General features: G+C 42.5%; 24 protein-coding genes, 1 other RNA gene and 1 pseudogene. 4 read left to right on the forward strand and 22 right to left on the reverse strand.

Going from position 1 to position 25,294, the window contains the following annotated elements; all coding sequences use genetic code 11:
- Position 1: 1 nt before the first annotated feature.
- From NQ095_RS00605 to NQ095_RS00650, 10 genes and pseudogenes are all read right to left on the reverse strand, one after another.
- On the reverse strand, positions 2-1,516 hold the full coding sequence (locus tag NQ095_RS00605; protein ID WP_258261592.1) for a carboxypeptidase M32: 1,515 nt from the start codon (positions 1,514-1,516) through the stop codon (positions 2-4).
- Between the two features lie 88 nt (positions 1,517-1,604).
- Positions 1,605-3,530: an ATP-dependent DNA helicase gene (locus NQ095_RS00610; RefSeq protein WP_258261593.1), complete on the reverse strand. Its 1,926-nt coding sequence runs from the start codon at positions 3,528-3,530 to the stop codon at positions 1,605-1,607.
- Positions 3,531-3,710: 180 nt separating this feature from the next.
- Positions 3,711-3,884, reverse strand: a complete 174-nt coding sequence (locus tag NQ095_RS00615; protein ID WP_258261594.1) for a hypothetical protein — start codon at positions 3,882-3,884, stop codon at positions 3,711-3,713.
- A 97-nt stretch (positions 3,885-3,981) separates the two neighbouring features.
- Positions 3,982-5,118 (reverse strand): THUMP domain-containing class I SAM-dependent RNA methyltransferase, encoded by a 1,137-nt coding sequence (locus NQ095_RS00620; protein ID WP_258261595.1) that lies wholly within the window; start codon positions 5,116-5,118, stop codon positions 3,982-3,984.
- Between the two features lie 152 nt (positions 5,119-5,270).
- Positions 5,271-5,655, reverse strand: an RNA gene (rnpB, locus tag NQ095_RS00625) — RNase P RNA component class B.
- 60 nt (positions 5,656-5,715) lie between these two features.
- Positions 5,716-6,027 (reverse strand): cell division regulator GpsB, encoded by a 312-nt coding sequence (gpsB, locus tag NQ095_RS00630; RefSeq protein ID WP_034758475.1) that lies wholly within the window; start codon positions 6,025-6,027, stop codon positions 5,716-5,718.
- Positions 6,028-6,142: 115 nt separating this feature from the next.
- Entirely contained in the window at positions 6,143-6,700 is a 558-nt protein-coding gene (locus NQ095_RS00635) for an SLOG family protein (protein WP_258261596.1), read from the reverse strand.
- Positions 6,701-7,049: 349 nt separating this feature from the next.
- Positions 7,050-7,262 (reverse strand): annotated as a pseudogene (locus NQ095_RS00640) (CotD family spore coat protein); the annotation flags it as partial.
- A 309-nt stretch (positions 7,263-7,571) separates the two neighbouring features.
- Complete coding sequence (locus tag NQ095_RS00645; RefSeq protein WP_258261597.1) at positions 7,572-8,864, reverse strand: ribonuclease H-like domain-containing protein; 1,293 nt, start codon at positions 8,862-8,864, stop codon at positions 7,572-7,574.
- Between the two features lie 22 nt (positions 8,865-8,886).
- Positions 8,887-11,151 carry a DEAD/DEAH box helicase gene (locus tag NQ095_RS00650; RefSeq protein ID WP_258261598.1) on the reverse strand — a complete coding sequence of 755 codons (2,265 nt, stop codon included), beginning with the start codon at positions 11,149-11,151 and terminating at the stop codon, positions 8,887-8,889.
- Positions 11,152-11,366: 215 nt separating this feature from the next.
- Here NQ095_RS00650 and NQ095_RS00655 point away from each other — a divergent pair, with 215 nt between their 5' ends.
- A complete protein-coding gene (locus NQ095_RS00655; protein WP_258261599.1) occupies positions 11,367-11,816 on the forward strand; it encodes an Hsp20/alpha crystallin family protein in 450 nt (149 codons plus the stop codon).
- A gap of 39 nt (positions 11,817-11,855) precedes the next feature.
- Here the strand turns inward: NQ095_RS00655 and NQ095_RS00660 are convergent, their stop codons facing one another.
- Positions 11,856-12,353, reverse strand: coding sequence for a YppG family protein (locus NQ095_RS00660; protein ID WP_258261600.1), 498 nt, complete (start codon positions 12,351-12,353; stop codon positions 11,856-11,858).
- Positions 12,354-12,566: 213 nt separating this feature from the next.
- On the opposite strand from NQ095_RS00660, the gene yppF reads away from it, so the two are divergent.
- Positions 12,567-12,740 (forward strand): YppF family protein, encoded by a 174-nt coding sequence (yppF, locus tag NQ095_RS00665; RefSeq protein ID WP_258261601.1) that lies wholly within the window; start codon positions 12,567-12,569, stop codon positions 12,738-12,740.
- A 35-nt stretch (positions 12,741-12,775) separates the two neighbouring features.
- On the opposite strand, the gene NQ095_RS00670 is transcribed toward yppF, so the two are convergent.
- From NQ095_RS00670 to NQ095_RS00680, 3 genes are all read right to left on the reverse strand, one after another.
- Positions 12,776-13,132: a YppE family protein gene (locus tag NQ095_RS00670; protein ID WP_258261602.1), complete on the reverse strand. Its 357-nt coding sequence runs from the start codon at positions 13,130-13,132 to the stop codon at positions 12,776-12,778.
- 70 nt (positions 13,133-13,202) lie between these two features.
- Complete coding sequence (locus NQ095_RS00675; protein WP_258261603.1) at positions 13,203-13,622, reverse strand: hypothetical protein; 420 nt, start codon at positions 13,620-13,622, stop codon at positions 13,203-13,205.
- Between the two features lie 417 nt (positions 13,623-14,039).
- Positions 14,040-15,077, reverse strand: coding sequence for a DUF2515 domain-containing protein (locus NQ095_RS00680; protein WP_258261604.1), 1,038 nt, complete (start codon positions 15,075-15,077; stop codon positions 14,040-14,042).
- A gap of 115 nt (positions 15,078-15,192) precedes the next feature.
- Here NQ095_RS00680 and recU point away from each other — a divergent pair, with 115 nt between their 5' ends.
- Both recU and NQ095_RS00690 read left to right on the forward strand, forming a co-directional pair.
- A complete protein-coding gene (recU, locus tag NQ095_RS00685; RefSeq protein WP_258261605.1) occupies positions 15,193-15,801 on the forward strand; it encodes a Holliday junction resolvase RecU in 609 nt (202 codons plus the stop codon).
- 104 nt (positions 15,802-15,905) lie between these two features.
- Complete coding sequence (locus NQ095_RS00690; protein WP_258261606.1) at positions 15,906-18,632, forward strand: transglycosylase domain-containing protein; 2,727 nt, start codon at positions 15,906-15,908, stop codon at positions 18,630-18,632.
- Positions 18,633-18,667: 35 nt separating this feature from the next.
- Here the strand turns inward: NQ095_RS00690 and NQ095_RS00695 are convergent, their stop codons facing one another.
- The 8 genes from NQ095_RS00695 to NQ095_RS00730 form a co-directional block, all read right to left on the reverse strand.
- Positions 18,668-19,180, reverse strand: a complete 513-nt coding sequence (locus NQ095_RS00695) for a YpoC family protein (protein WP_258261607.1) — start codon at positions 19,178-19,180, stop codon at positions 18,668-18,670.
- Positions 19,177-19,833 (reverse strand): endonuclease III, encoded by a 657-nt coding sequence (gene nth / locus NQ095_RS00700; RefSeq protein ID WP_258261608.1) that lies wholly within the window; start codon positions 19,831-19,833, stop codon positions 19,177-19,179. The genes NQ095_RS00695 and nth overlap by 4 nt, the downstream gene beginning before the upstream one ends.
- 89 nt (positions 19,834-19,922) lie before the next feature.
- Positions 19,923-20,633 (reverse strand): DnaD domain-containing protein, encoded by a 711-nt coding sequence (locus tag NQ095_RS00705; RefSeq protein ID WP_258261609.1) that lies wholly within the window; start codon positions 20,631-20,633, stop codon positions 19,923-19,925.
- Between the two features lie 389 nt (positions 20,634-21,022).
- Complete coding sequence (gene asnS / locus NQ095_RS00710) at positions 21,023-22,315, reverse strand: asparagine--tRNA ligase (protein ID WP_258261610.1); 1,293 nt, start codon at positions 22,313-22,315, stop codon at positions 21,023-21,025.
- Between the two features lie 143 nt (positions 22,316-22,458).
- Positions 22,459-23,649 carry a pyridoxal phosphate-dependent aminotransferase gene (locus tag NQ095_RS00715; protein WP_258261611.1) on the reverse strand — a complete coding sequence of 397 codons (1,191 nt, stop codon included), beginning with the start codon at positions 23,647-23,649 and terminating at the stop codon, positions 22,459-22,461.
- Positions 23,650-23,667: 18 nt separating this feature from the next.
- The gene (locus NQ095_RS00720) at positions 23,668-24,144 is read right to left on the reverse strand and encodes a cell wall elongation regulator TseB-like domain-containing protein (RefSeq protein ID WP_258261612.1); all 477 of its coding nucleotides are present in this window, start codon (positions 24,142-24,144) and stop codon (positions 23,668-23,670) included.
- Positions 24,145-24,156: 12 nt separating this feature from the next.
- A complete protein-coding gene (locus NQ095_RS00725) occupies positions 24,157-24,327 on the reverse strand; it encodes a YpmA family protein (RefSeq protein ID WP_079533122.1) in 171 nt (56 codons plus the stop codon).
- A gap of 130 nt (positions 24,328-24,457) precedes the next feature.
- Positions 24,458-25,294 carry an aldo-keto reductase family protein gene (locus NQ095_RS00730; protein WP_258261613.1) on the reverse strand — a complete coding sequence of 279 codons (837 nt, stop codon included), beginning with the start codon at positions 25,292-25,294 and terminating at the stop codon, positions 24,458-24,460.

A 25,294-nucleotide genomic window follows, 5' to 3' on the forward strand; every position in this document is an offset into this window, starting at 1 on the left:
TTTAATTTAAGGAATATACCTTTGAATACTTCTCCGTTAAGTAATCGGCCAAGTATTGGGCATTAAGCCCTTCTCCAGTCACTTCCCTGATGATTTCAAGCGGCTTTTTCATCTTTCCCCATTGGTGAACATGCTCAGTCAACCATTCTTTCACGGGAGCAAGATCCCCTTTTTCCAGGAGCTCTTCATAATGAGGAATATCTTCTAACATCGCACGCTTTATCTGTGCAGCATACATATAACCCAGTGCGTATGACGGAAAGTAACCAAAGCTTCCACCGGCCCAATGGACATCCTGGAGGACACCTTCTCCATTATGGGAAGGGCGGATACCCAAGTATTCTTCATATTTCTGATTCCAGATTTCCGGGAGATTTTTTACTTCAATCTCATCATTGAACAATCCTTTTTCAATTTCATAGCGGATGATGATATGCAGGGCATATGTTAATTCATCGGCTTCGATCCGGATCAACGAAGGCTTCGATTCATTGATCGCTCTGTAGAAATCGTCCAATTCAACAGAATCAAACTGTCCCGTCGAATAATCCTTCAATAACTCATAATTTTGCTTCCAGAAAGAATGGTCCCTGCCCACAAAATTTTCATAAAAAAGGGATTGAGACTCATGTATACCCATGGATGTGCCCGTACATAGGGGTGTGCCCATCAAATCCTTTGAAATGTTCTGTTCATACAGGGCATGTCCACCCTCGTGGATCGTTCCGAAGACGGCTGTTCTCCAATCCTTTTCGTCATATTTAGTTGTTACCCTTACATCACCAGGGTTCAAACCAATCGCAAACGGGTGGACTGTTTCATCCAGTCTTCCAGAATTGAAATCATACCCCATTTGTTCAAGGATTTTCAAACTGAAATCCTTTTGACGTTCCTTTGGAAAATGTTCAAAAAGGAAATCGGTTTTTGGCTTATTTTCCGATTTGGAAATTTCATGTACGAGCGGGACGATCTGATCACGAAGATCCCCAAATACCTTATCCAATACCTCTACTGTCACACCCGGCTCATACATATCCAGTAATGTATTGTACTTATTACCTTCGTATCCCCAATAATCAATGAAGCGTTTTGTGAAAGCCACAAGCTTTTCTAAATAAGGCTGGAACATATCGAAATCCGCTTTTTCTTTTGCTTCTTCCCATTTACCTTCCGCTTTCGACTGTAATACCACATATTCCCGGTATTCAGATGCGGGAATCTTTTTATTTCGATCATACTCTTTTTGGCACTCTTCTATTAGTTTTTGTGTCATCGGATCCAATTGATCCATCTGTGGAGATAGTTTCGCTAAGTAAGCGGCCATTTCATTGGAAGTGGACATCTCGAACAGTTCAGACGAAAGCATCCCGATCACTTCCGACCGTTGTTCTGCGCCATTTTTTGGAGCGCCGGTCCGTAAATCCCAGAACATCAAACCTAGCGCTTCGTTGTAGGCAGACATCTTTTTAACATATTCATGAAATTGATCTTTTGTCTCTAGTACTGATTCTTTCATATAAAAAGCCCCCTTTTTTTTAACATTCAATCTATTTTATCATATTACAAAAAAACCGCCCAATAAGGCGGTTTTCAACTTCAATTGACTATGCATTTAATACTTCAATCCCAACGGGTAAAACGGACTCTACCAATTCTCTATGTGATGACTCCACATCGTTCAATAGAACGTGGATGCTCCCCTTGTCTTCACTTGTGCGAATCAGACGTCCGATTCCCTGCCTCAAGCGAAGGATCATGTAAGGAAGATCCACTTCTTCCCCGGAATTGGTGGCATGCTTTCGCTTCGCATCAAAGACGGGGTCTTTTGGCGGGAATGGAAGTGAGTAAATGATCACTTGTGAAAGGGACTCCCCTGGCACGTCCAATCCTTCCCACAGGTGATAGGAACAAAGGACCGTAGATGTTTCCTGCTGGAACTGTTCTACCGTATCACTGATCTCACGGTCACCTTCATAAATGACATTCCAGTTTTGATCCGCCTGTTGAACCTGATACGACCTAAAGGCGTTCATCTCATCCTTGGATGTGAAAAGAATCAACGATTTCCCTTGATTACTCTGTAATTTATCCCACGCATATTGATTTTTCGAATGGATACCTGAATCCAAAGAGTGAATATGTGCTTTCATCATCTCTTCATATTCATAAGGAGATTCCACTGAAAATTTTTCATATTTCTCAATCCCCAGCGATCGTGACACATAAGAAAAGTCGCCATTGTAGGAAAGGGTTGCAGAAGAGAAGATGAATGGAATATTTTGACTGAACACATGTTCTTTCAGAATTTCCTCCACTAATCTCGGCATTACCACAAAGGTGTGTTCTTCTTCTGATGTTTCCAGCCAGTAGATTCCTTTTTCATCATCTAAAAACAGCTTCAATGAATACTGAATCTGCTCCAGATATTCTTCGACTACTTTTAACAGGTAATCATCCATCACATACATTTCGCTTTCAAAAACGAGTTCATTCAGGAGGTTCTCGACTTTTTCCGTAAGAGACCTTGCCCGCTGCAAAATCGCTTCTGAACGCAGGATGTACTGCCTATCGGATCCAGATTCCCCTTTGGATTCTTTCTCAAGAAGCTCGAACCACTTTTCATTGTCGAGCATGATATCTTCAATGATATAAAGGGTCTCCTCCCTCATATCAGAAGATGACAGCTTTTCCAACAGTCCTTCAAGTGTCTCCATCCTCATCCGGTAGGTCATCGCTTTCTGTGAGGCAAATTCCAACAGGTGGCCTTCGTCAAAGACGACTGAGCTTGCTTCCGGAAGAAGCGGCAGCTGACCTTCCCGTTTTCTGCTGTCTTTCGTCCAGATATGTTCCATATAAAAATCATGGGAACAGATGATCAAGTCAGCCGCATTCCGGTAGTGCTCGCGATGAAGTGTAAGTCCGCAGCGATGACGATAGGCGCAAGACATGCAGTCCTGAAGGGAGTCCCAGCCTACAGAATTCCACTCTTCATCTGACAACCCGGCATATTCTTTACGATCTCCGTAATGACTGAAGCTTCTCATGGAGGAATTATCATGGACGAAGCCCGGCAATTCTTCCCACATATCCTGGAAGATCTCATTTTGAGACGCATTTTCTTCCAATTTCTTGATACACAGATATTGCTCCCTTGATTTTGCCAGACGAACATCTATGTCTAAATCCAGGGCATTCTCAAGCTTCTCTATATCCCCTTCTTTTTTGACGATCTGCTCGATGAGGGTTTCATCCGCACAAGCGATGATGGCAGGCTTTCCCGTATACCTTGCATAAGAAAGGGCATATAAAAGATACACAAGGGTTTTCCCGGTACCAACACCCGCTTCTGCAAGCATGACCTGTTTATTCTTATATGCCTGATTGAGCTGAAAGGCCATGAAGACCTGTTCATCCCGCAGATCAAAGCCCTTATCTGGCAGTACATCATAAAAAACATCCCCGACCCAATCCGATAATGCTTCATAAAAGGATTGCTCCTTTGTTAATTCAAATGGTAATTTCCTTCTCATATGGACCTCCTGCGTAACGCAATATTTCTAATTTACTAGAATTCTTTCTGATTGAAAAGGGATACTCGATATTTTTTTCACGAGCTCTACATGCATCTACAACCAAAAGAAAAGAGACTCTCCATACAAAGGGTGAGTCTACCAGTTGTATGGATGTCCCTAGCTTTTTTGAGAGTGCACTCAGTCGTATATTCTCTTTTTTTTCAATAATTCATATTGAAATGCCTGATCCAGGTTTTTTGAGGCTTCATGAAGGTTAAGATGTACGTCCTCCGCTTCTTCACCTGAAATGGAAGAAATAGAACTTTGTAAGGCCTGATAGATTTTGTGGAAATCGATGAAAGAATGGTCCATCCTCTTTCACTCCTCTAAAAATGATAGAACTATTATACGCAGGAAGTGAAAGGGTTATTCTGAACTTCAACATCTTTTTCCATTAATCCGGTGAATATCACTTTCTTGGCGGGCGTGGCCCGAAGAATTGATAAAAATCTGTCCGGATGAAGCCATTGAACAATTTACGTTTTTTTGTAGCTTGTTTTCCGTAGCATTGTTCAAAATTTTCATGGGAAGTCAGCATGTATACAGACCATGTATCCAGATTTTCAAAGGCCCTTCCCATTTCTTGATACATCTTCTCTACTTCTTTACGTTCACCCAAACGTTCTCCGTATGGAGGATTTCCGACGATGATGCCATACTCTAATTCCGAAGTGAAATCCCGTACTTGCATTTGCTTGAATTTCACCAGGTCGCCAAGTCCGGCTTCAAGGGAATTCTCTTTGGATATTTCAATCATTCGATGATCGATGTCCGTACCAAGTATTTCAAGGGGCTGATCATAGTTCGCCAAATCTTCGGCTTCCAGACGCGTTTTATCCCACACACCGGCGGGCATCAACGGCCACTCCTCTGACAGAAATTCACGATTGAAGCCAGGAGCGATATTTTGTCCGATCAATGCAGCTTCAATGGCAATCGTCCCGGACCCGCAGAAAGGATCCACAAAGGGACGGTCAGGATTCCAGGTCGTTAATTGAATCAGGGCAGCTGCCAGTGTTTCCTTTAAAGGCGCTTCACCTTGTCCGATTCTATACCCGCGTTTATGGAGACCTTGACCACTTGTATCAAGGGTGATGCTCGCCACATCTTTGTGGATGGCCACCTCGATCTTGAATAGAGGACCGGTTTCGTCCAGCCATGACGTTCGCTTGTAAGCGGTACGGAGCCGTTCTACAATCGCTTTTTTCACAATGGCCTGACAGTCTGGAACACTGTAAAGTTTTGATTTAACGGATTTCCCCTGCACAGGGAACTCTGCGTCTACAGGGAGAAAGTCCTCCCAAGGGAGCTTCTTTGTATTTTCAAATAGTTCATCGAAGGAATAAGCCTTGAAATCACCAACAAGGATTTTGATCCTGTCAGCGGTCCTAAGCCACATATTGGCCCGTGCAATGGCCGTTTCATCTCCCTTGAAGATGACCTTTCCATTTTCGACCTGACATTCATACCCCAGATCCTTCACTTCTTTGGCAACAATGGATTCTAAGCCCATCGCTGCCGTTGCGATCAATGTATATGTACTCATCTTTGTCACCCCGTTCATAAATATGCCTATATCAATAGTATGGTCCTGTTTTCCGTAAAATAAAAAGGACTGATACAAAAGAGCAGTGTATTACCTGCATGTATCAGTCACTTGCATTATTTAATCCATATTGCTCTTATCCCGTAATAGTGTTCTGTAAGCCATGTTTTGTTCCGTTGTACTGCAGGCGACTGTTCGTCTCGTACTCGGGTGGTAATCATCTATCTACAAAGGAAATTCCTTTGTCCCTCTCTTCGTTCAATTCCTTTGAGAGGATTCCCCTACCAAATTTGGGTTTCTCGCTCGTGGGGTTTACCTCGTTCCACTCCTGCCATTTCTAACAGGACTTCGTCACTGTGGCACTTTCAAAGTAGTCACACCATATCCGTAAGGGACGTAGGTGTTTTCCCTGCCGTCAGCCCGGGTAGGACTGCCCTAGCTTATGAATTGGCTAGGCACGAACACTACGTGCATCTCAGCACCGTGCGAGCATGGACTTTCCTCTACAACGAATCGTTGCAGCGATTACCCAAACACCATTAAGGATCAGCAATACCTAATTATACGGTATTTCCCCCAATAATTCAACTGGAAATATCAGTCGTATAATTTGTTACCAAATACGTGTTTCTCTAAATTCGATAAACGCTTTAAAATATCGAAATTCGTGGTTCCGGTCTGTTGAGGCGGAGCAGCTGAACGCTGTTGCTTCAGAGCACCCTCTGCCTGCTTTTTCAGTCGCAGGTTTTCCTGCTGTAAGTCTTCTATCTCCTGGTGAAAGGTTTCATAGTCTTTAATAATCAAATCTAAAAATTTATCCACATCTTCCGGCTTATACCCTCGCATTCCACTTTTGAACTCTTTTTCGAGAATATCCTTTGCCGTTAATTTCACTTTATCTGAGATCATTCTATTCACCTCTATATTTATCACTATCATTTTTTCAAATAACCATCAATTTGTCAATCGTATTTCATACTTCAATGATTCCATTTTCTCTAAAAGTCCCGTAAGTCATGATTCTTCAGTCTGTCTTCCACTGTTCCTCTTCAACGATCCACTGTAAATCATGGAAGCTGATTGTCCTGAGATCAAAAGATGGATCGGACTGTTTCTTTTTTTTCGCTTCTTCATAGAAATACTTGGGCGAGCCTTCTTTTTCTTCATCGTATAGAATCACACACGACTGGCTTTTGTGCAAAAATAGTTGATTCTTGTTGCGAAACTGCTGAGGATTCTTATAAGGATCCTTCGAGACGGTTTCGACAAAGTCGGCTTGAGAAAGAATCAGTTCATAATATTCCTTATTCTGTTCGTTCCAGTTTTCCTCCTGAGAAATAAAAGGGGTCAGCACGGCAAGTTTAAGATCAGGGTAGTCCTCCTGAAGTTCAAATACAACTTCTGCTCCCCACAGCTCTATGCCAAGCTGCCCGCTGATGAGCACCCATTCCAATCCTTCATCCAGGAGTGAAACCAGTTCTTTCTTCAATGCTTGCTTTATGTAATGAACCGCTTTGTCATCCTGCTTGAAAATTCCTAATTCAAAGGATTTATATCCAGTAACGCATGCAACATTCCCCACATGGAAAACCCCTTTAATAAACTTTGGGCACTTTTGATTCTCTTTATTAGCGTACCCCAAACCTTCTCACTCTATTGTATCATATTTCACGGATTTCTGAGACGGGGAATATCCATGCTGCGATCTCTCAGCATAAAAAGAAGAGATGACTCCATAAGACTGGTCTCTCCTTAAGAAAGTGATACAGTGCAGGGCACTGCATCACTGAATCCAGTCTTTTAGAATCATCCCTCTGACATCATTGATTTTATTATCTTCCCATACCGTATGGTCCGAATGGTGGTCTTGGACGAGGTCCGAATCCCGGGCCACCAGGTCCTCCTGGGCCTTGAGGTCCTCCCGGTCCGCCTCCACAATTAAACTGTTGGTGGGACACACTGTCTACTTGTGATTGTGTGTGTGGGAAATAATGTTTATGTTGATACATGACATTATTCACATTTGTTGTGTGTGTCGGGTGAATATGAGGCACCTCATAGGTAGTCATGTTGTGATTCACACAACATTTCGTCGGGTGCATAACTGCAGGAAGCACTTGATTAGGTCTTGGTCTACAATACATTGTAACGCTCTCCTTTCATCTCTTGGTTGCTACAATAATAGCCTATGAAATAGAGAGGGTACATGTACTAATGAAAATACCTATTTTTAGGAAGTTATTTCGAAAGACTTACATTAAGCTATATAAACTTTGTGAATAATTGGTAAAAACAAAGGCTGTTAAACCAATGACGACAAAGAACAAAATTAAGATTGCACGGTTCATTTCATCATTCCTTTTATCATTAAAAATTTTCAACACAATTATTTATTTTACATCTACTTTAGAAAATTCTCAATATAAAAATAAGGAGATGGAACCACTTTCATGCTATAAATTTTTCTCTTTGCTCCTCAGGGAAACAAAACCTATATTTTTGTCTAATTTATCCTCTATCCGTGCCTTGCGATGATTCAGATTCACTATTATTTTCAGGTGCTTATTTTTTGTTTCCCCTGTATCATCAGTCAAGGCCAAAAGACGATTGCACATCTCCAGAGCCCTCTTTAGGTCCTTCGTTTTGTGCTCATACAATTTTGCCAGTTCCAACAGAACAGCTTTCCGTATGGGAACCGGTGCGTTTTCATGGATGCCCTCCCACAACTCAATCGCCTTTTCTTCCTGCTTTTCTTTTTTATATTGAAGGGCAAGCTGATGTACTGCCTTAAAGTTTGGGTCATGATTCTCTTTAATGATTTCCTCGTAGCGTTCCCTGGCTATTTTCCTGTTACCCGTATATTCGAGCCATCTGCCGACTTCAAACCGTTCATGCCCGGTCGCCTCTTCATGGACGTTCAAGAGCTGGAACGTCAGGTGAGTATAGAGCGTGATGAGGGATAAGATATCCAGTTCGTTGTGAGTCATGACCTTGAAGATACCTTCAGGATCTTTACGCTCGATATAATCGAAATATATCATCGGAGCAAGGTATCCTGGTACATCATCAACCCTGTTAAACCCAAGGATATTCCGTTCTACGTTCATGAGCTTGACAGAGTCCAATTTATGTTTAAAGAGTCTTCTGGAACCGTGGTAAAGGTCGAAATGGCCAAATGCAGGCAGCTTCGGTACATGATCTTTAATAAGGGTATGCCTTGTCTTAACCTGTGGCCAATCAAAAGCCTTTCCGTTGTACGTTACAAGCGTATTGTAATCTACATTGCTCAAGAAGCTGTGATATAAAGGGATCTCACTTCCCGGCTGTGGCAGGAAGTGCTGGGTCACGATCACTTCATTATCCGTTACCCTACCATGTCCCAATAGGAAGATGGTATTTCCTACCCCTCCGCCAAGTCCGGTCGTTTCCGTATCGAAAAAGAACAGATCTTCAGGGTGAAGCCCCTTAGAAGACAGGGGATGATCGCCTGTAAACCCCTGCCATGCCTCTACAGCTTTTATAAAATCTTTAAACGTGTAATCCCCATGTTGGTGATGAATGGGATAACGTTTTTCCTTTACCAGGCAAAAATCATCATCAATATAATACGCAGTCGTTCCATTTTCTCTCCATAGATCCCAAAAGGGCAGATCCGACGAATGGTCTTCCGATTGCGGTGCAGGCTCACCTTCCTCTTCCCGGATAATATGCTTTTTCATTCTTGTTAATTTATTTTTCAATGACATCCCGGTTCCCTCCTTCCATTCTTCATTGAAGGAACTGACGAAGAAGTTTCAATGAATCGAGTTTGGCTGTATCCATAGAATGCTCCATACCGATGCAGGAGGGACAGCCATTTTGACATGGACATCGTTCGATCATGGAAGATGTCTCAAGAAGAATCTTCTCTATCTGTTCATATACTTTTTCACTGAGCCCGATTCCGCCCGGATAGCGGTCGTAAATAAAGATGGTGGGAAGTTCATTATGGGCAGCCTTGATTTGTGGCACAACGAAAATGTCGCTTGGGTCACACATGACAAAGAGAGGGATGATCGATTTTAGGCTTTGGGAAGCCCCGATAAGCCCCTCTTCAAGTCGTTCCTGACTTAAAGAGGCAGCGTCTTTTAACGATATCCAGCTCGAGCTCGTATGCAGCTCTTCTTCCGGAAGATGAATCGGACCTGAACCGATATTTTCATGGGTGTCGAATTTTATTTTCTTGAATATCGTGGCCATCGCTTGAACGGTTACATCCCCGTACGCCACATCGAACATGTCCGATTCTCTCTTTTTGTCGGTTTCTAGTACCCTTAATTGTACAGCGAGATTGGCATCCGTAAAATAATCGACATCGACTTCTCGTACAAACGCCTTCTTTTCTTCCCAGTCGAGCTTTTCAACCTGAAACTGAACACCCTGATGTAAATAAATCGCTTCATCGTGCAATAATGTCATGGCAGAGAAACGGTCCATTTCCCCAATTACCTTTACGGATGAAATATCGGTTTGATCGATGATGATGACATTCTCCTGTGACGCCGAGCGAAGGCTGATGTTATGTGCCGGGAAAACATCGTTCATCCAATACCACTTGTCACCATTTTTATGCACGACCCGCTCTTCTACTAGAAATTCCAGTATATCTTCCATTTCATGTCTGCCAAATTGCTCCCCTTCCCTGAAGGGCAGCTCGTAAGCCGCACACTTGATATGATCAATGAGAATGATTAAATTATCAGGATTGATCCGAGCGGTTTCGGGAGTCTGCTCAAAGAAATAATCCGGATGTTCGATGATGAATTGATCCAGTGGACTGGAGCTCGCCACCATGATGACCAAGGACTCCCCATGCCTTCTTCCCGCTCTTCCTGCCTGCTGCCAGGCGCTTGCGATCGTCCCGGGATATCCTGTCATGATGCATACTTGCAATTGTCCAATATCGACACCCAATTCAAGGGCATTTGTGCTGACAACCCCATATATGTCACCCTGCCTTAAGCCTTTCTCAATTTCTCTTCGCTGGGTGGGAAGGTACCCGCCACGATAACCCCTGATAGATTTCGCACCTAATTGGCCTTTCACCAACTCTTGTAAATACGTAAGAATGATTTCCACCCGTACCCTGCTTCTCGCAAATATGATGGTTTGCACCTTATTTTTCAATAGCTCGCCAGCGATCCTCCTTACCTCCAGAGTCGCGCTCCGACGGATATTGAGGGGTTTATTGACGATGGGTGGATTGTAGAAGACGAAATGCTTCTTTGCACTAGGCGCCCCGTTATTATCGATTAAATTCATTTCTGTTCCAGTCAATTGCTCCGCCAGTTCTTTTGGGTTGGCGATTGTTGCCGATGTACAGATGAATATGGGTGAGGCCCCATAGAATTCACAAATTCGTTTCAATCTTCTGATCACATTGCTGACATGGGAGCCAAACACCCCTCTATATATATGAAGCTCATCGATAATGACATATTTCAGGTTCTCGAACAGGGACACCCACTTCGTATGATGAGGGAGGATAGCTGAATGAAGCATATCTGGATTTGTGATGACGATATGCCCCGCTTTCCTCACCTTTTGACGGATATTTGCAGACGTGTCCCCGTCATATGTATAGCTGTTGATGGCAACCTCTGCTTCTGCGATGATTTCGTTCAGCTCACTCTTCTGGTCCTGTGCAAGTGCCTTCGTCGGGAAAATGTATAAAGCCCGGGAATCAGGATTATCCAGTATGGTTTGAAGTACAGGGAGATTATAGCAAAGCGTCTTACCGGAAGCGGTTGGTGTGACGGCAGTGAAGCTTTTCCCTTCCATTGCCAGCTGGAAGGCTGAATATTGGTGGGTATAAAGCTTTTCCAGACCTCTCTTGTGCAATGCTTCTTTAATTCTTTCATCTATTTCAAATGGCAATTCTACCAATTGAGCCGGTTTTTCATCAATGGTATGCCAATGAATAATCTGTTTACTGAAATCCGGATCTTTCTTAAAATATTCTATCAACTGCTGAAGGTTATTTCTCTTGAACATCTCTATCACCTCTCCTACTCATTTTACCGAATCTATGTTCGAAACTAAAGTAAAAAAACCACCTTTCCATATTCATCCTTTTATCAATAAATGAGTGAGCTTTAGTGGAGAGACACTCTCCCCTTTTTTATCCATTGGTTGCATAGGACAAATGCACATTTTCTCGAGCGGGGCATAGGCTAGTATGAATACGTTCGCGTGAAAGGAGCATACCCATGTCCAAGGATTCAAACAAAGGCGGTTTTGGAGACCTGATGCATTCCATGAATGAATTCTTTCATGAAAGACCGATGAGAGGAATGTTACAAAGTATCGATGAGTTCTTCACGTCCTCTGCCAACCCTTTTGGTTCATTCCCCGTTGAACTGACGGAAATGGATGATCATTATCTCGTTACTGCAGAATTTCCCGGTGTAAATAAAGAGCAAATACAACTCGATGTGTTCCCTCAGTACATCACGATTTCAGTGACAAATAAAGAAATATATTCAGAAGAAAATGAGAAGCACGAGACGATCAGAAGGAAGCAATCCATGAGAAAAACCAGTAGAACCGTTCCATTTCCAAGGCTTGTAAATGAAAAGAATGTGAAAGCTTCTTATAAAGATGGTTTATTATCAGTAAAAGTGAACAAGGAATCAGGGAAGCGAATACAAATTGAATAAATTGAAAAAGGAGCTGCGGGAGTGCAGCTCCTTTTTGGTCTAGAATTTAAATATCCCGCCTAAGCCTTTTACAAGAGATGAAACCTGATTGATGGCACCCATCATTTGTCCAGTCGTATTCATCATTTTATTGAAATCCAACGATCCGTCCTGCGACTTAAAAGAATTCATGATGCCGCTCACCCCACCTGAAGAAGGTTTCGCCATAAAAGAGGCTTTCGGGTAGGGATTAGCGTATGACTGCTGTTCCATCGCTTTCATTTGATATGGATTGTATTCTTTGTGCTGAAGAGGATTTTCAAAATATGGATTCATCTGCTGAGGCTGATTCATTTGCTGATATTGGTTTATCTGACTCCCGGAACCTGTATATGGCCCATCCGGCTGTGGTAAATAATTGGGTTGATAAGGTCCATAATTCGGCGGTCTCATCCCTTGTAAAGGATAGTTCACCAAGGGACCCATATTCTGAGTCTGCGAATGGTGATATGGGTATGGCTGATATCGCATCTGTCTCGAATAAGGTGAAGAATTCATACTTAGCCCCCCTACTGTTAGTGGTTACTATACTTTATGTACATAAAGAAAAATGGTGAAAGAACCCATAAAGATCTTTCGACAATCCCCTGAGAAAAATGTCGGAAGTTACACTATTCTTACAACTTAAGGAAAGGGTTTTATATGATAGGATGAAGGTAGATAGAGAGCTATTATCATTCATATGAAATATGTGTATTGGGAGGAATCAAGATGGACCTAAACGAATTGCTGAAAAGATATGAAAGCAGTAAACAGTATCAAGCAACCGACCAACAAGAACTTCTTACACTGGCTAAAAAACTTTATATTTCAAATGAAATCTCCTTTCATCATTACAAAGGGTTAGCGAAAGAGATCAATACAATAGAAGAAAATGCGATTTAAACCCCATAAAGAAAGAGGCTGCCAAGGGCAGCCTCTTATTTTTCTTTCAGTTCATCGAGCTCTGTCCCGAGTACATACGAAACAGATTGATAATGACTGATGAACCGATTGTAGCTGGACTCAGGAAAGAAGCAATGGACCGATAACATTTCTATATTGTCGAAAGTATTGACAATCTGTGGAAAATGGATATGCTTCGGCTTACAATCTTTAATCCAATTCAGTGACAAGTCTTTCCATCGATCATTCTTTTCTTTTACTTCATCTGCAAAGGGCTTCACTTCAGTGTAAAATTCCCCTTTTTCACCTGACTCGCGCCTGCTTTTATATTCATTCATCATCTTCTCGACCAGCACGAGAAGCTCTTCCGTTACTTGTTTCAATTCGTTCAAAAAAAGCCCTCCATGGAAATTCTAGACAAAAAATAAAAGTAGCACCATGCTACTTTCTTATAAAATCAGTTTAAGATGTCTTAAAGGATAATTCAAGTTTTTGTAAGACATAGGACTTTTCTCTATTCTTAATAAGGACTGATTTTGTACCTGTGTTTCTTTCCACAGAGCTTAAATGACTGTCCATTTTCTGTATCTGATCTGTTAGGGTTCTCAATCCCTCCTGCTCTTCAACTGAGATTCGGTCATGCAGGCTTTGCTCTAATTGATTGAGGCTTTCTTCGATTTCAGCTAACTTTAACATAATATCTTGTTTTGGAAGCATGTGAATCCTCCCACCTTTTTTTTGGATTAATACAGTAATTCTCCGTCCCTTTTCCTTTCCCTTCCCCCCTGACAAAACTAGAAGCGTTTCGCCAAAGAAAGTGCAAAAAGGACATTCCTGAAAGGATGTTTCGACACCTCCTGAATAAAAGGAACCAAAACTCAAAATAATAGGAGTGGAGGTGTTACTCAATGAAAAATCAAAAAAACAAACAAACCAAACCACAGCAAGCCGAAACCAAAGCATCCAAAGGCAACCCCAAACTAGAAGGCGAAAACAGACCTTCGACTTAAGTAAGCGGAGGGGCTTTGCCCAGAGGCGACAAGCATAAGGCGAGAACACCGGAAAGGCGCACTTTGCCTTTTTGGTGTTCTTGACTTATGACCTCGAGCCTCTAAGCCCCGGAGCTGGACTAAATAAGAAAGCGGAGGCGGCTTGGTCAGACCCGAAAAGCATAAGGCGGACCACACGGAAAGGCGCCCTTTGCCTTTTTGGATGGTTTGACTTATGACCTCGAGGGTCTAGCCGCAGGAGCTGGAAAACTCTGACCAGTTCAATTTCAAAAAGAAGATGCGGACAGTTTCAAAATGTCCGCATCTTCTTTTTCTTTGTACCGGGCCATATCCCCTTGAAAAACTTCTTGGCGACTGCCAGTTTCTGCAGTTGCCGCTGCTTATGGAAAAACCATTTTGTCATGATGACATCTACAGGAAGTTCCTGCTTTTTATACCAATTCCCCTCAATGATTTTGTCGACGGACCAGTCTTTGTGAACCGCCCAATTATGGGTTATTTGACCGTATGCCTTTTTAAGAAGAGGTGTATTCGTATCAGGTGCTCCGCGGCAATATTTTTCGTAATCCATCCTGGAACCTGTATGCTCGACTTTTAAAGCAAACTCAAGAAAGAAACTATGGCAATCAGGATGAAATAGTAGTTCAAATAAGAGGTTGCCCAACTTGATTCTATTTTCAACTTTTCTGAAACCATGTACACTTGCCCCGTACAGATCTCCAGATAAAGTCGGGAAAAGGACGGAACTGAAGTGCAGATGATCTTCAATAAAGAAGAGCGAAGTGCCAAACACCTTTCTCTTATAAAGCCCATGTTCGATGACCGGCCCCTGTATGAGGTGCTGTTCATTTATGATGAGCGACTGCACCAATCTCCTTTCATCCCTCTCCTCCCAGAAGCGATTCCATTCGTCTTCCATAAAATGCGAAATGTGAAAGTCTTTAAAGAAATGAAACATTTTCTTCTTATACAACGTCGAATAATGATAGAGAAGAAGTTGGGGAAAAGCATCCTGAAAGATGCTCCAATTCGCTCTTTCATAGGTCTTAAATAGAAGATCGCATGTCTTACGGCTCAAAAGGCCCGGGAAGATCTCCCCCTTCAAATCGGTCATATTCCAACCTGCATTCCTTGATACCATAGAGGCCAGGAACGACCATTTGATCTCGGGATGAAGGAGAAAAAATGTTTGATAAGCTTTTGTGCGCGATATATTATCCTGATTGTATTCATCCACCAGTTGATTTACAAATTCAATCCAATCATTTCTACGTTTAAGTTCAGGTATATGGGGTAAAAAGCGATAAGTATTGCTGAATTTTTTCATCCTTTTTATCCCTCCTTCCCATCTAGTCCTAGAATGAGGAGATTTGTAAACAATTATTCACACAAAATGGAGTGGTTTCTGTTATGATATAGATTAGTCTGCGAGGTGAATTACCATGAAATTCCATTATCCCAATGGAAAGAAATATGTGGAAGCGACATTACCCTCAAAAAAAACAAAGGCCAAACCGAAACAAATATCATATAGCAACAGAGGGATGACACTCGAAGAAGATATCAATGAAACCAATCAATATTACTTGACGTTTCAAAAAGCGGTGATTCATAAAAAACCCACCCCGGTTCAAATTGTGGATGTTCACTACCCTTCAAGGAGTGCTGCTGTCATAAAGGAAGCGTACTTTAAGCAACCGTCAACGACAGACTATAACGGGGTCTACAATGGAAGATACATTGACTTTGAAGCGAAGGAAACGAAAAATAAGACGTCCTTCCCCCTTCAAAATTTTCATGAACACCAGATTCTTCACATGGAGTCGGTCCATAAGCAGGAAGGCATCACTTTCGTACTTATAAGGTTCTCCGTCTCAGAAGAAGTATTCCTTCTCCCCTACGAGGCACTGCGTGTTTACTGGGACCGCATGGCAGGTGGCGGAAGGAAATCAATCAAGCGGGAGGAAATGGAAGAGAAAGGGTTTTCCATTCCATTGGGACTCCATCCAAGAGTCGATTATTTAAAAATAGTCCATCAGTTATATTTTTAGTTTAAGAAAAATGAGTTAATCTATATTTTATCTCAATATGAGTAGTATATTTTTAATCTTAGACAATACTAAAAACAGAGAAGACCTGAAAGTGAGGAAACAATATGGCTGGTCAATATAAGTCAAGGGAAGAAAAACGCCTGGCCCAACAGAAGTCTAAATCCCCTAAGGGCAAGAAAAAAGGCTCTATGGTTAAGCGCGTCATTATATCATTATTTATTATCGGGATCATCGGGATGCTCGCAGGTGCAGGGTTATTTGCCTATTACGCATCAAGCGCACCAAAGCTCGACGAAAAATTGCTGAAGGATCCGATTGCATCTGAAATTTATGATATGAACGGAGACCTGATCACGACTGTGGGAAAAGAAAAACGGGAGTATGCAAACTTCGACGACATCCCTCAGGTCATGCAGGACGCCGTCATTGCCACGGAAGATAACCGATTCTATAAACATAACGGGATCGACCTGATACGGTTAGGCGGGGCCGTCATAGCTAATATAACAGGAGGATTCGGTTCAGAGGGTGCTTCTACGATTACTCAACAAGTCATAAAAGGCTCTTTTTTAAGCCCTGAGAAAACCTTAAAGAGAAAAGCTCAGGAAGCATGGCTTGCTTTGAAACTTGAGCAGGAATATACAAAAGAAGAAATCTTTGAAATGTACTTCAATAAAGTATATATGTCTGACGGCATCAATGGTATGGCGACAGCTGCTGATCATTATTACGGGAAAGAGATCAAGGATATCAAACTGCACGAAGCAGCTATGATTGCAGGACTTCCTCAAAGTCCGAACAATTATAATCCTCTTAAACATCCAGAAAGTGCAGAAAAAAGACGTAATATCGTTTTGTCATTAATGGCTCAGCACGGTAAAATTACGGAAAAAGAAAAGAAAGCTGCACAAGCCGTCCCGATTACAAAAGGACTGGTATCGGCGGAAGATGTGGAAAAGAAAAGTGGAGATAAGTATCCTGCGTTTGTGGATGCCGTGATAGATGAAGTTCAGAAAATGGGAGATTACAATTTATTCTCTGACGGGTTAAAAGTCTATACTACTGTCGACCCGGATGCACAAAAACGATTGGAAGAAATCCTGGCAGGTGAAAATACGAGCTTCAGCTATCCGGAAAATGCGGAGGAGGCCATGCAGGCCGGTGTAACCCTCATGGATACGAAAACCGGTGAAATCAGGGCCATTGGAGGAGGAAGAGAACAGGATCCCGAGGTCAAGCGTGGCTTTAACTATGCCATCGACTCAAAGCGTCAGCCCGGATCGACCATCAAGCCATTGCTTGATTATGCTCCTGCCATCGAACATCTAAAATGGTCAACCTACCATATTTTAAAAGATGAGCCTTATGAATATTCAAACGGAACGGAAATCAACAACTACGACGGTCAATTCAAAGGACCGATCACCATCCGTGAAGGATTGTGGGATTCCAGGAATATCACAGCTTTAAAAGCCTTCCAGGCAGTTGGTGCTGAGAAAGCGGCAGATTTCGTCAACGGACTGGGACTGAAGTTCGATCATTACTATGAATCTGCCTCCATTGGAGGGGTTTCACCTGGTGTAAACTCCGTACAAATGGCTGGCGCGTATGCTGCATTCGGTAATGAAGGGGTTTATAATAAGCCTCACACTGTAACGAAAGTCGTCCTCCGTGACGGTGAAACAGAAATTAAGAACGAAAACAAACCGGAACCGGCGATGAAGGAATACACGGCTTATATGGTCTCCGATATGCTGAAAAGCGTCATCGATCACCCTCAAGGTACGGGTAAATTCGCTAAAGTGCCCGGGTTACCGATGGCAGGTAAATCCGGTACGACCAACTATTCCCAAGAAGAGCGTGATAAATATGGCATCGCTAAATCAGGAGCACCTGATTCATGGTTTGTAGGATACACAACAAATTACACGGCAGCCGTCTGGACCGGCTATAAGACTCAATCCATCCCACTTTCCCCTACTGATCGACATGTCGCTCAGTATATCGTAAGTGATTTGATGAGCTATGTTCATGATGGTGTCGATACATCTGACTTTAAAAAGCCTGACAGCGTAGTGGAATCGAAAGTGGAAATGGGAAGTGATCCTGCGAGACTGCCAAGCGAATATACACCTGATGACAGAATCATCACAGAGCTGTTCGTTAAGGGAACGGAACCTTCCAAGGTTTCCAAGGAATTCGATAAAATCGATGCTCCTTCCAAACTGAAAGGTAAATTTAATAAGAAGGATAAAACAATCACCCTTGCATGGGATTACGGGAAAGAGAAAAACGTTCAGTTTGAGGTTTCCGTATCCATCAATGGGGAAGCGAAACAAGTCTTGACGACTACAGACAAAAAAGGATTAAATGTCGAAAACATTCAATCCGAAGGCACCTTCACCTTTGAAGTTGTAGCCATATCAGGTGATCAACGAAGTAATCCTGCATCCGTAAACGTAGAAGTAAAAGCGGATAAAAAGGATGAAGGAAAACCGGAAGATGACAACGAAGGTAACAACGGGAATGGTCAAGGAAACGGGAATGATCAAGGGACAGGAAATGACCAAGGGAACGGAAACGGTCAAGATAATGGAAATGATGATAACTCCGGCAATGATGGCGGTACTACAGGTGACGAGGATGGCACCACTCCTCCTCCTGAAGGAGACGGGACCGGAGACGGAGGAACAGGTGGTGGCGGTGACGCTGGAACCGGTGATGGTGGCACGACCGGAGATGGCACTGGAACAGGAACCGGAGATGATACCGGGACCGGGGATGGCACTGGTACACCTGCTACTCAATCAGAACCTAGAAGAGATCAATAATAAAAATAAGGCAACGAGAGAATTCTCTCGTTGCCTTATTTATTTGCTGAGTGATTCAAAGCCTGATACTTGGCATATAGTTTATGTTGTTCTTCAAAAAGCTGAGACAGCTGAATAAATGAATGATAGAGTGCCGGATTATTTCTGATGAAGGTTAAACGTTCGATGACATTTACAGGCTTTAAGGAAAAGTGTACTATTGATGACTGCCAATTATCCAAATTAACCGGATGCTTATTGCTCCAATACAAAAGTACATAAAACCTGCCGATACTTTTTCTCATTGACTCTAATATGTCTTTTGAGCGGCTTTTGAATAGCCCTTTAAGATGGTCCTCTTCTTTTTTCCACTCCATGATGATGTCTATTACCCATTCCCCTTGAACCAGCCAGGGCAGTGAATCTGGACTCATCTCATTGTAATAAAGAATCTCATATGCAAAAAACGGATCACAAGGATCGATGTGGGAATCGACCTCTACTCTATCCTCGGAAAAGAAAAAGGGATCCCTCAATTGTTTAGGGACATTGAGGAAGGTACCACTCATATGCTGCCCTTTTTCTTCAATCTTTTTTGACCTTCCCTGCACAGGTCTACCAAGGGACAGACCTCGCATTGAGGAGATTGCGCTTTACAGTGATACCTCCCGAAAAAAATCAACCGGTGATGGGTTTCGGACCACTCTTCTCTCGGAATTTTTTTCATTAACGTTTTTTCTACTTCCAATACGCTGTCTTTCCACCTGCAGATCCCCAATCTTTTACTGACCCGTTCAACATGAGTGTCGACGGCGAGGGCCGGTTCTCCAAAGGCAACGGAAACCACGACGTTCGCCGTCTTCCTGCCCACGCCGGGAAGCTTCACTAACTCTTCATGTCTATTCGGTACTCCTCCCCCGTGCTCAGTAAGGAGAATTTCACACAATTTCCGGATATTTTTTGCCTTATTTCGATACAGACCGATAGAGCGTATATCCTGTTGAAGTTCTTCCAACGTGACCTCCAGATAGTCTTCAGGTCTTTTATATTTTTCAAATAAACCTTTTGTCACTTTATTCACAAGGACATCCGTACACTGTGCCGATAGAAGAACTGCTATGACGAGTTCGAAAGGATTGTCATGACGGAGTTCACAATGTGCATCGGGGAACATCTTTCTCATTTCATCGAGACAAATGTGGATTTGTTTTTTATTTAACATATATCCTGCTACCTCCAACCCAAGGAATGAATTGTATCAAAAAAAGAGACCAACCCAAAAAATGTGAGAGTCAGTCCCCTTTCATTGTTTTATTGCTCAAGCCAATTATAGAATGGTACTGATTTTCGTTTTGGAGAAGAAGCTGATTCATTTGAAGCAGCCGATTTTTGGTGGGACCTGAAGCGCTGGCTTTGGCTCCGTGCATCTTCGATGGTTTTCACACCATTTTTCTTCCATTCAAAAAGAATCCGATCGATGTATCTGAAGTTCAGCTTCCCTGAAATGACCGCTTCCCTCAATGCTGCTTTAATGATTATGGCATTGTGATCATCCTGATCAAGCCACATGGCCAGGGTCTCACATTCTAATGGAGACAAAGGACGGCCGAATTCTTGCTCGAATGTCGTATAGATATCTGCTTCTTCTTCCATTGATTGCTGCATTTGTTTCATTTTCGAATCCTGGATGACGAATTCCGCCATCTTTTCCCATAGTGGATTGAGAGAATACTTCTCAAATAAAATTCCTTCTGCTGAAGAACCTTCTTCAATCGATAAAAATTGTTGTTGAATGAGCTTTCGTAATAAGGATGAGCAAAATTCACTGGAAATGCTCATGGGCTTTGAAAGCTCTTCCGGTGTCGGAAAATAGTTTCCCTTTTCCAAATGGCCGTAAATATGCAATAGCAGAACAAACTCTGATTCATTTAAACCGAGTGTATGGTAATTTGATAATAATAATTGCGGGATGTTCAGTGTCCCCTCTTCGATCCAGGACACCATTAAATGTTTATAATCCATATTCAGTACACCTCACTCATTAGTATATCATGATTCAATATATGTGGACATGGTTATGGATTAGAAGAAAGTTGGAAAAACAAAAGATCTCATGATTCATTTATTTCCAAGTTTAGTGTAAAACATCGACCGTTCCTTTCCGCTTCAATCCACTCTGTGCTTCTACATACTGACTGTCAAATTATAAACCTAACTAAAAGAGATCGCTTTGCACAGAATTTTAAATTCGAAAACCTTGATGTTATAAGAATTTGAAATCAAATGGAGCAGGGGTTCTCCCATTAGCCAAAGCCCTTATGCTCTAAATTAAGATCCTAACGACAGTTATAAAAGAAAAGAACCGGCTGGAATGCTCTTAAGCAATCCAGCCAGCTCTAAGGTCAGTGTAATTAAGGATACAGACGGTTTAGTAGACGTGGGAATGGGATGGTTTCCCTTACGTGTTCTACTCCGCTGATCCAGGCTACTGTTCTTTCAAGTCCGAGACCGAAGCCTGAGTGAGGCACAGATCCATATTCCCTTAATTCCAGGTACCACTTGTATGCGTCTGTAGCCAGTTCATGCTCTTCAATGCGCGCTTTCATCAGTTCTGCATCGTGGATACGTTCTGATCCACCGATGATCTCCCCATACCCTTCCGGAGCGATTAAGTCTGCACAGAGTACTACATCATCACGATCCGGATCCGGCTGCATATAGAAGGGCTTTAGGGAAGTCGGATAATGTGTGATGAACACAGGTTTATCGTAACTTTCAGCAATGGCTGTTTCGTGCGGAGCACCGAAGTCATCTCCCCACTCGATATCATCAAAGCCTTTTTCATGCAATAATTTCAGGGCATCGTCATACGTGATGCGCGGGAACGGAGCTTTGATCTGCTCAAGTTTAGACAGGTCTCTTCCCAGGCGGTCTAATTCAAGCTTGCAATTATCCAGAACGGATTGAACGATATAAGAAACATACTGCTCCTGTACTTCCAGGTTATCCTTGAAATCATAAAATGCCATTTCAGGTTCGATCATCCAGAATTCGATCAGATGACGACGGGTCTTTGACTTTTCCGCCCTGAATGTAGGGCCGAATGAGAATACTTTTCCTAACGCCATGGCTGCAGCTTCCATATATAGCTGACCGCTTTGGGAAAGGTATGCGTCTTCTTCAAAATATTTAGTAGCAAATAATTCAGTCGTTCCTTCCGGAGCACTACCAGTGAGGATCGGAGGATCCACCTTAACGAACCCTTCTTGATTGAAGAATTCATATGTAGCACGGATGATTTCGTTCCGCACTTTCATCACGGCATGCTGTTTACGGGAACGAAGCCAAAGGTGACGATGGTCCATCAGGAATTCAGTTCCATGCTCCTTCGGCGTGATTGGATAATCCACGGCTTCGTGGATCACTTCCACGCTTTTCACTTGCAGTTCGTATCCAAACGGTGAACGGGAATCTTCAGAAACCGTTCCTGTTACATATAGTGACGTTTCTTGAGTCAATGATTTTGCTTTTTGAAAGACTTCTTCTTCCACTTCACTTTTAACGACAACACCTTGAATGAATCCAGTACCGTCACGAAGCTGTAGAAAGGCAATTTTCCCACTTGAACGTTTGTTGGCAAGCCATGCCCCGATGGTTACTTCTTCACCAACGAACTTACTTACTTGAGATATAGTAGTTTTCACGATTTTTTCCCTCCAAAAAAACTAAGACGCTTATGTATCGTTATTTATTATACATTTACCATTATCCCGTCGCAATAGATAGAGCAAAACGAGATGATTTTAAGGAAAAAGCAGACCGGCATACGGTCTGCGGATCCCCAATATTATTTGCTCTTATTGACAACGAATTTGTGCATGCGCTCGATTGCTTCTTCGAGGGCATCAAGGCTTGTGGCATATGAAAGACGGATATTGTTGTCTGCCCCGAAACCAGAACCCGGGATGACGGCTACCTTCGCCTCTTCCAGCAGGGCTTTCGTGAATTCATCTACATTATTGTAGCCGGTTTTCTCAGCAGCTTCCGACACATTAGGGAAAAGATAGAAAGCACCTTGAGGTTTCAGGCAATGGAACCCTGGAATAGAGTTCAATTTATCAAACACAATGTTTAGGCGACTTTCGAATGCCTCTCTCATATCCTCTACAGGCTGTTGATCTCCCATATACGCTGCAACTGTCCCGTATTGTGAGGTCGTAGTCGGGTTGGAGGTTGAGTGGCTGGCAAGGTTGGTCATCGCTTTGATGACCGATTCGTCTCCTGCCGCATACCCGATTCTCCAACCTGTCATGGAATGTGATTTAGAGACACCGTTGATCACGATGGTTTGGTCTTTCAATTCCGGGGACAATTCTGCGATGGAAGTATGGGTGTTCCCATCATAAACCAGCTTCTCGTATATTTCATCCGACACGATCATGATGCCCTTTTCCAAGCAAACTTCCCCGATAGCCTGAAGCTCTTCACGGGAATACAGCATACCTGTAGGGTTACTTGGTGTGTTGAGAATGACTGCCTTCGTTCTCGAAGTGACTGACCCTTCCAGCTGTTGTGGAGTGATTTTGTACTCATTCTCTTCTTTTCCCTCAACAATAACAGGAGTACCACCGGCGAGCTTCACCTGTTCAGGATAGCTGACCCAGTAAGGGGTAGGGATGATGACTTCATCCCCTTCATTTAATAAGACCTGAAATAATGTATATAAAGCATGCTTTGCACCACTTGTCACGATGATCTCAGAAGGTTTGTATGTCAGGTGCTGATCGGTTTCAAACTTATGGATGATCGCTTCTTTCAGTTTGGCCATTCCCCCGGAGGGAGTATATTTCGTATGACCTTCCTCCATGGATTCATAGGCTGCCTTGATGATGTGTTCCGGTGTATTAAAGTCAGGTTCTCCGGCACCCAAACCGATGACATCGATTCCCTGTGACTTCATTTCCTTCGCTTTAGCCGTGATCGCTAACGTCGTGGATGGAGTTAGTGCACTGACTCTATCAGCTAATGTGAATTTCATTTGTCGTGTTCCCCCTGATCATAAATTTTCAATTTTCCTCCACCATTCCCCTGAAGAAAACAGCAGATAATAATAATTTAAATTGTCTTGCTGATCTAAGTAGGTCATTTCCCATACCGGACCGACAGATTCATACCCTAAACGGACCGATAATAATTCTTTCGGTTCCTTTTCATCATTTAGTTTATTGATTGCCTGATCTTTTGTAATGCCATTGGCCCATTTTTCCTCAATAATTTTCCCTTTCTTATCGGGAACCCATGCGACCAGCTTTTCCTTCTGTTCATTTTCACCCGTAACCACTACATATGATGTAGAGCCATTATAAAAGCTCGTCTCCTCCACTTTCACGATGCCGGTTTCGTCTTTTACCCGCTTCAGGGCAAGGTCTCTCTGATGATCGAGAGGATTCCGGGAAACCTGATACAACAGGACGGAGGCCGATATTCCAATGACGATGAACAATAGTACGATGATGGTTATCCATTTTTTCATTACAATCACTCTTTATGTACGATAAATTGTTAATACTGCTTGATTCTGATCTTCCGGATCTAATGCTAAACCAAACATATAATCATCTTTTTTCAACGTTCTATTCAATGTATCAACCACTTTATATAAGTTATCCGTATATTCGATACGAACGGTGGAAAGAACTTCAATTCGACTTTCCATGTTGCTCCTCCTTTTAACTACTACCCTATTTCGAATAAAAAACTCTACACATATTATAACAACATAAGGGGTCACCTTGGTAGGGGGATATCATAAAAACGATGATGAATTCATATGGGAGGCTGAACTGTCAGCCTCCCTCCTTGAATACTCCATCTTCCTGATCAAATGTGAGGACCTCGTAGTTTCTCCTGTTAAATTTCACAGCTATCAGTCCATGTTGCCCCGTTAAGTAAAGATCGATCCATGCTTCATTGATGGCTTCAAGCATATCACTATTCAGGAGCCTCTCTTTCGACCGATATAAAATGGCGGTTTGTGGGTCAACATGTTTAAGAAGCTCGTGAGACATGCCTTCTGTTTTGGCATGGACAGGCAGTTTAACGATGTTGACACTTTTCAGAGGTTTCCTGAGCAATATTCCTTCAGCATGAGATGATTGAGAACTCAACCAGAGGAAGCGATGCTGAAAAAAGGTGATGGAAAAATCCAACCCTTCTCTCTTTTCATTTCCTTCGTGTACAGCCTTAATGGTTAATTCATCAGAGAATGTAAAGGTCTTGTCCTCTTGGATGGTATGAATGAATCGTGAGAATTGTTTCGGCATGAATGGTTCGAGGGATTTCCCTACCACAATTTCTTCAATGCCGAACTTTTTCACCAGTTCAGCAATCATTTTCTCATCCACTTCACTCTTCTCCGTAATGATCAAACCCTTGATGTTGTCTATGTGAATTTGATTGAAATAATAATAAAGTTGCCTGCGGTCCTTATATGATCCCGTATTGATCAAATAATGTTCCCCGGATGACAGATGAAGGACAGCTACCTCCCCTTTTTGAACAGGGAGGAAACTAATCGCATACTCCTCTTGGGACACGTTCAAATCCACTTTGGGGACTTTCATTCCATAGGCATCTGACAGCATCAGGAGAAAGGACAGCATTACCAGTAGAATCACTCTCAT

Source organism: Rossellomorea sp. SC111 (assembly GCF_024733565.1).
GTDB lineage: Bacteria > Bacillota > Bacilli > Bacillales > Bacillaceae_B > Rossellomorea.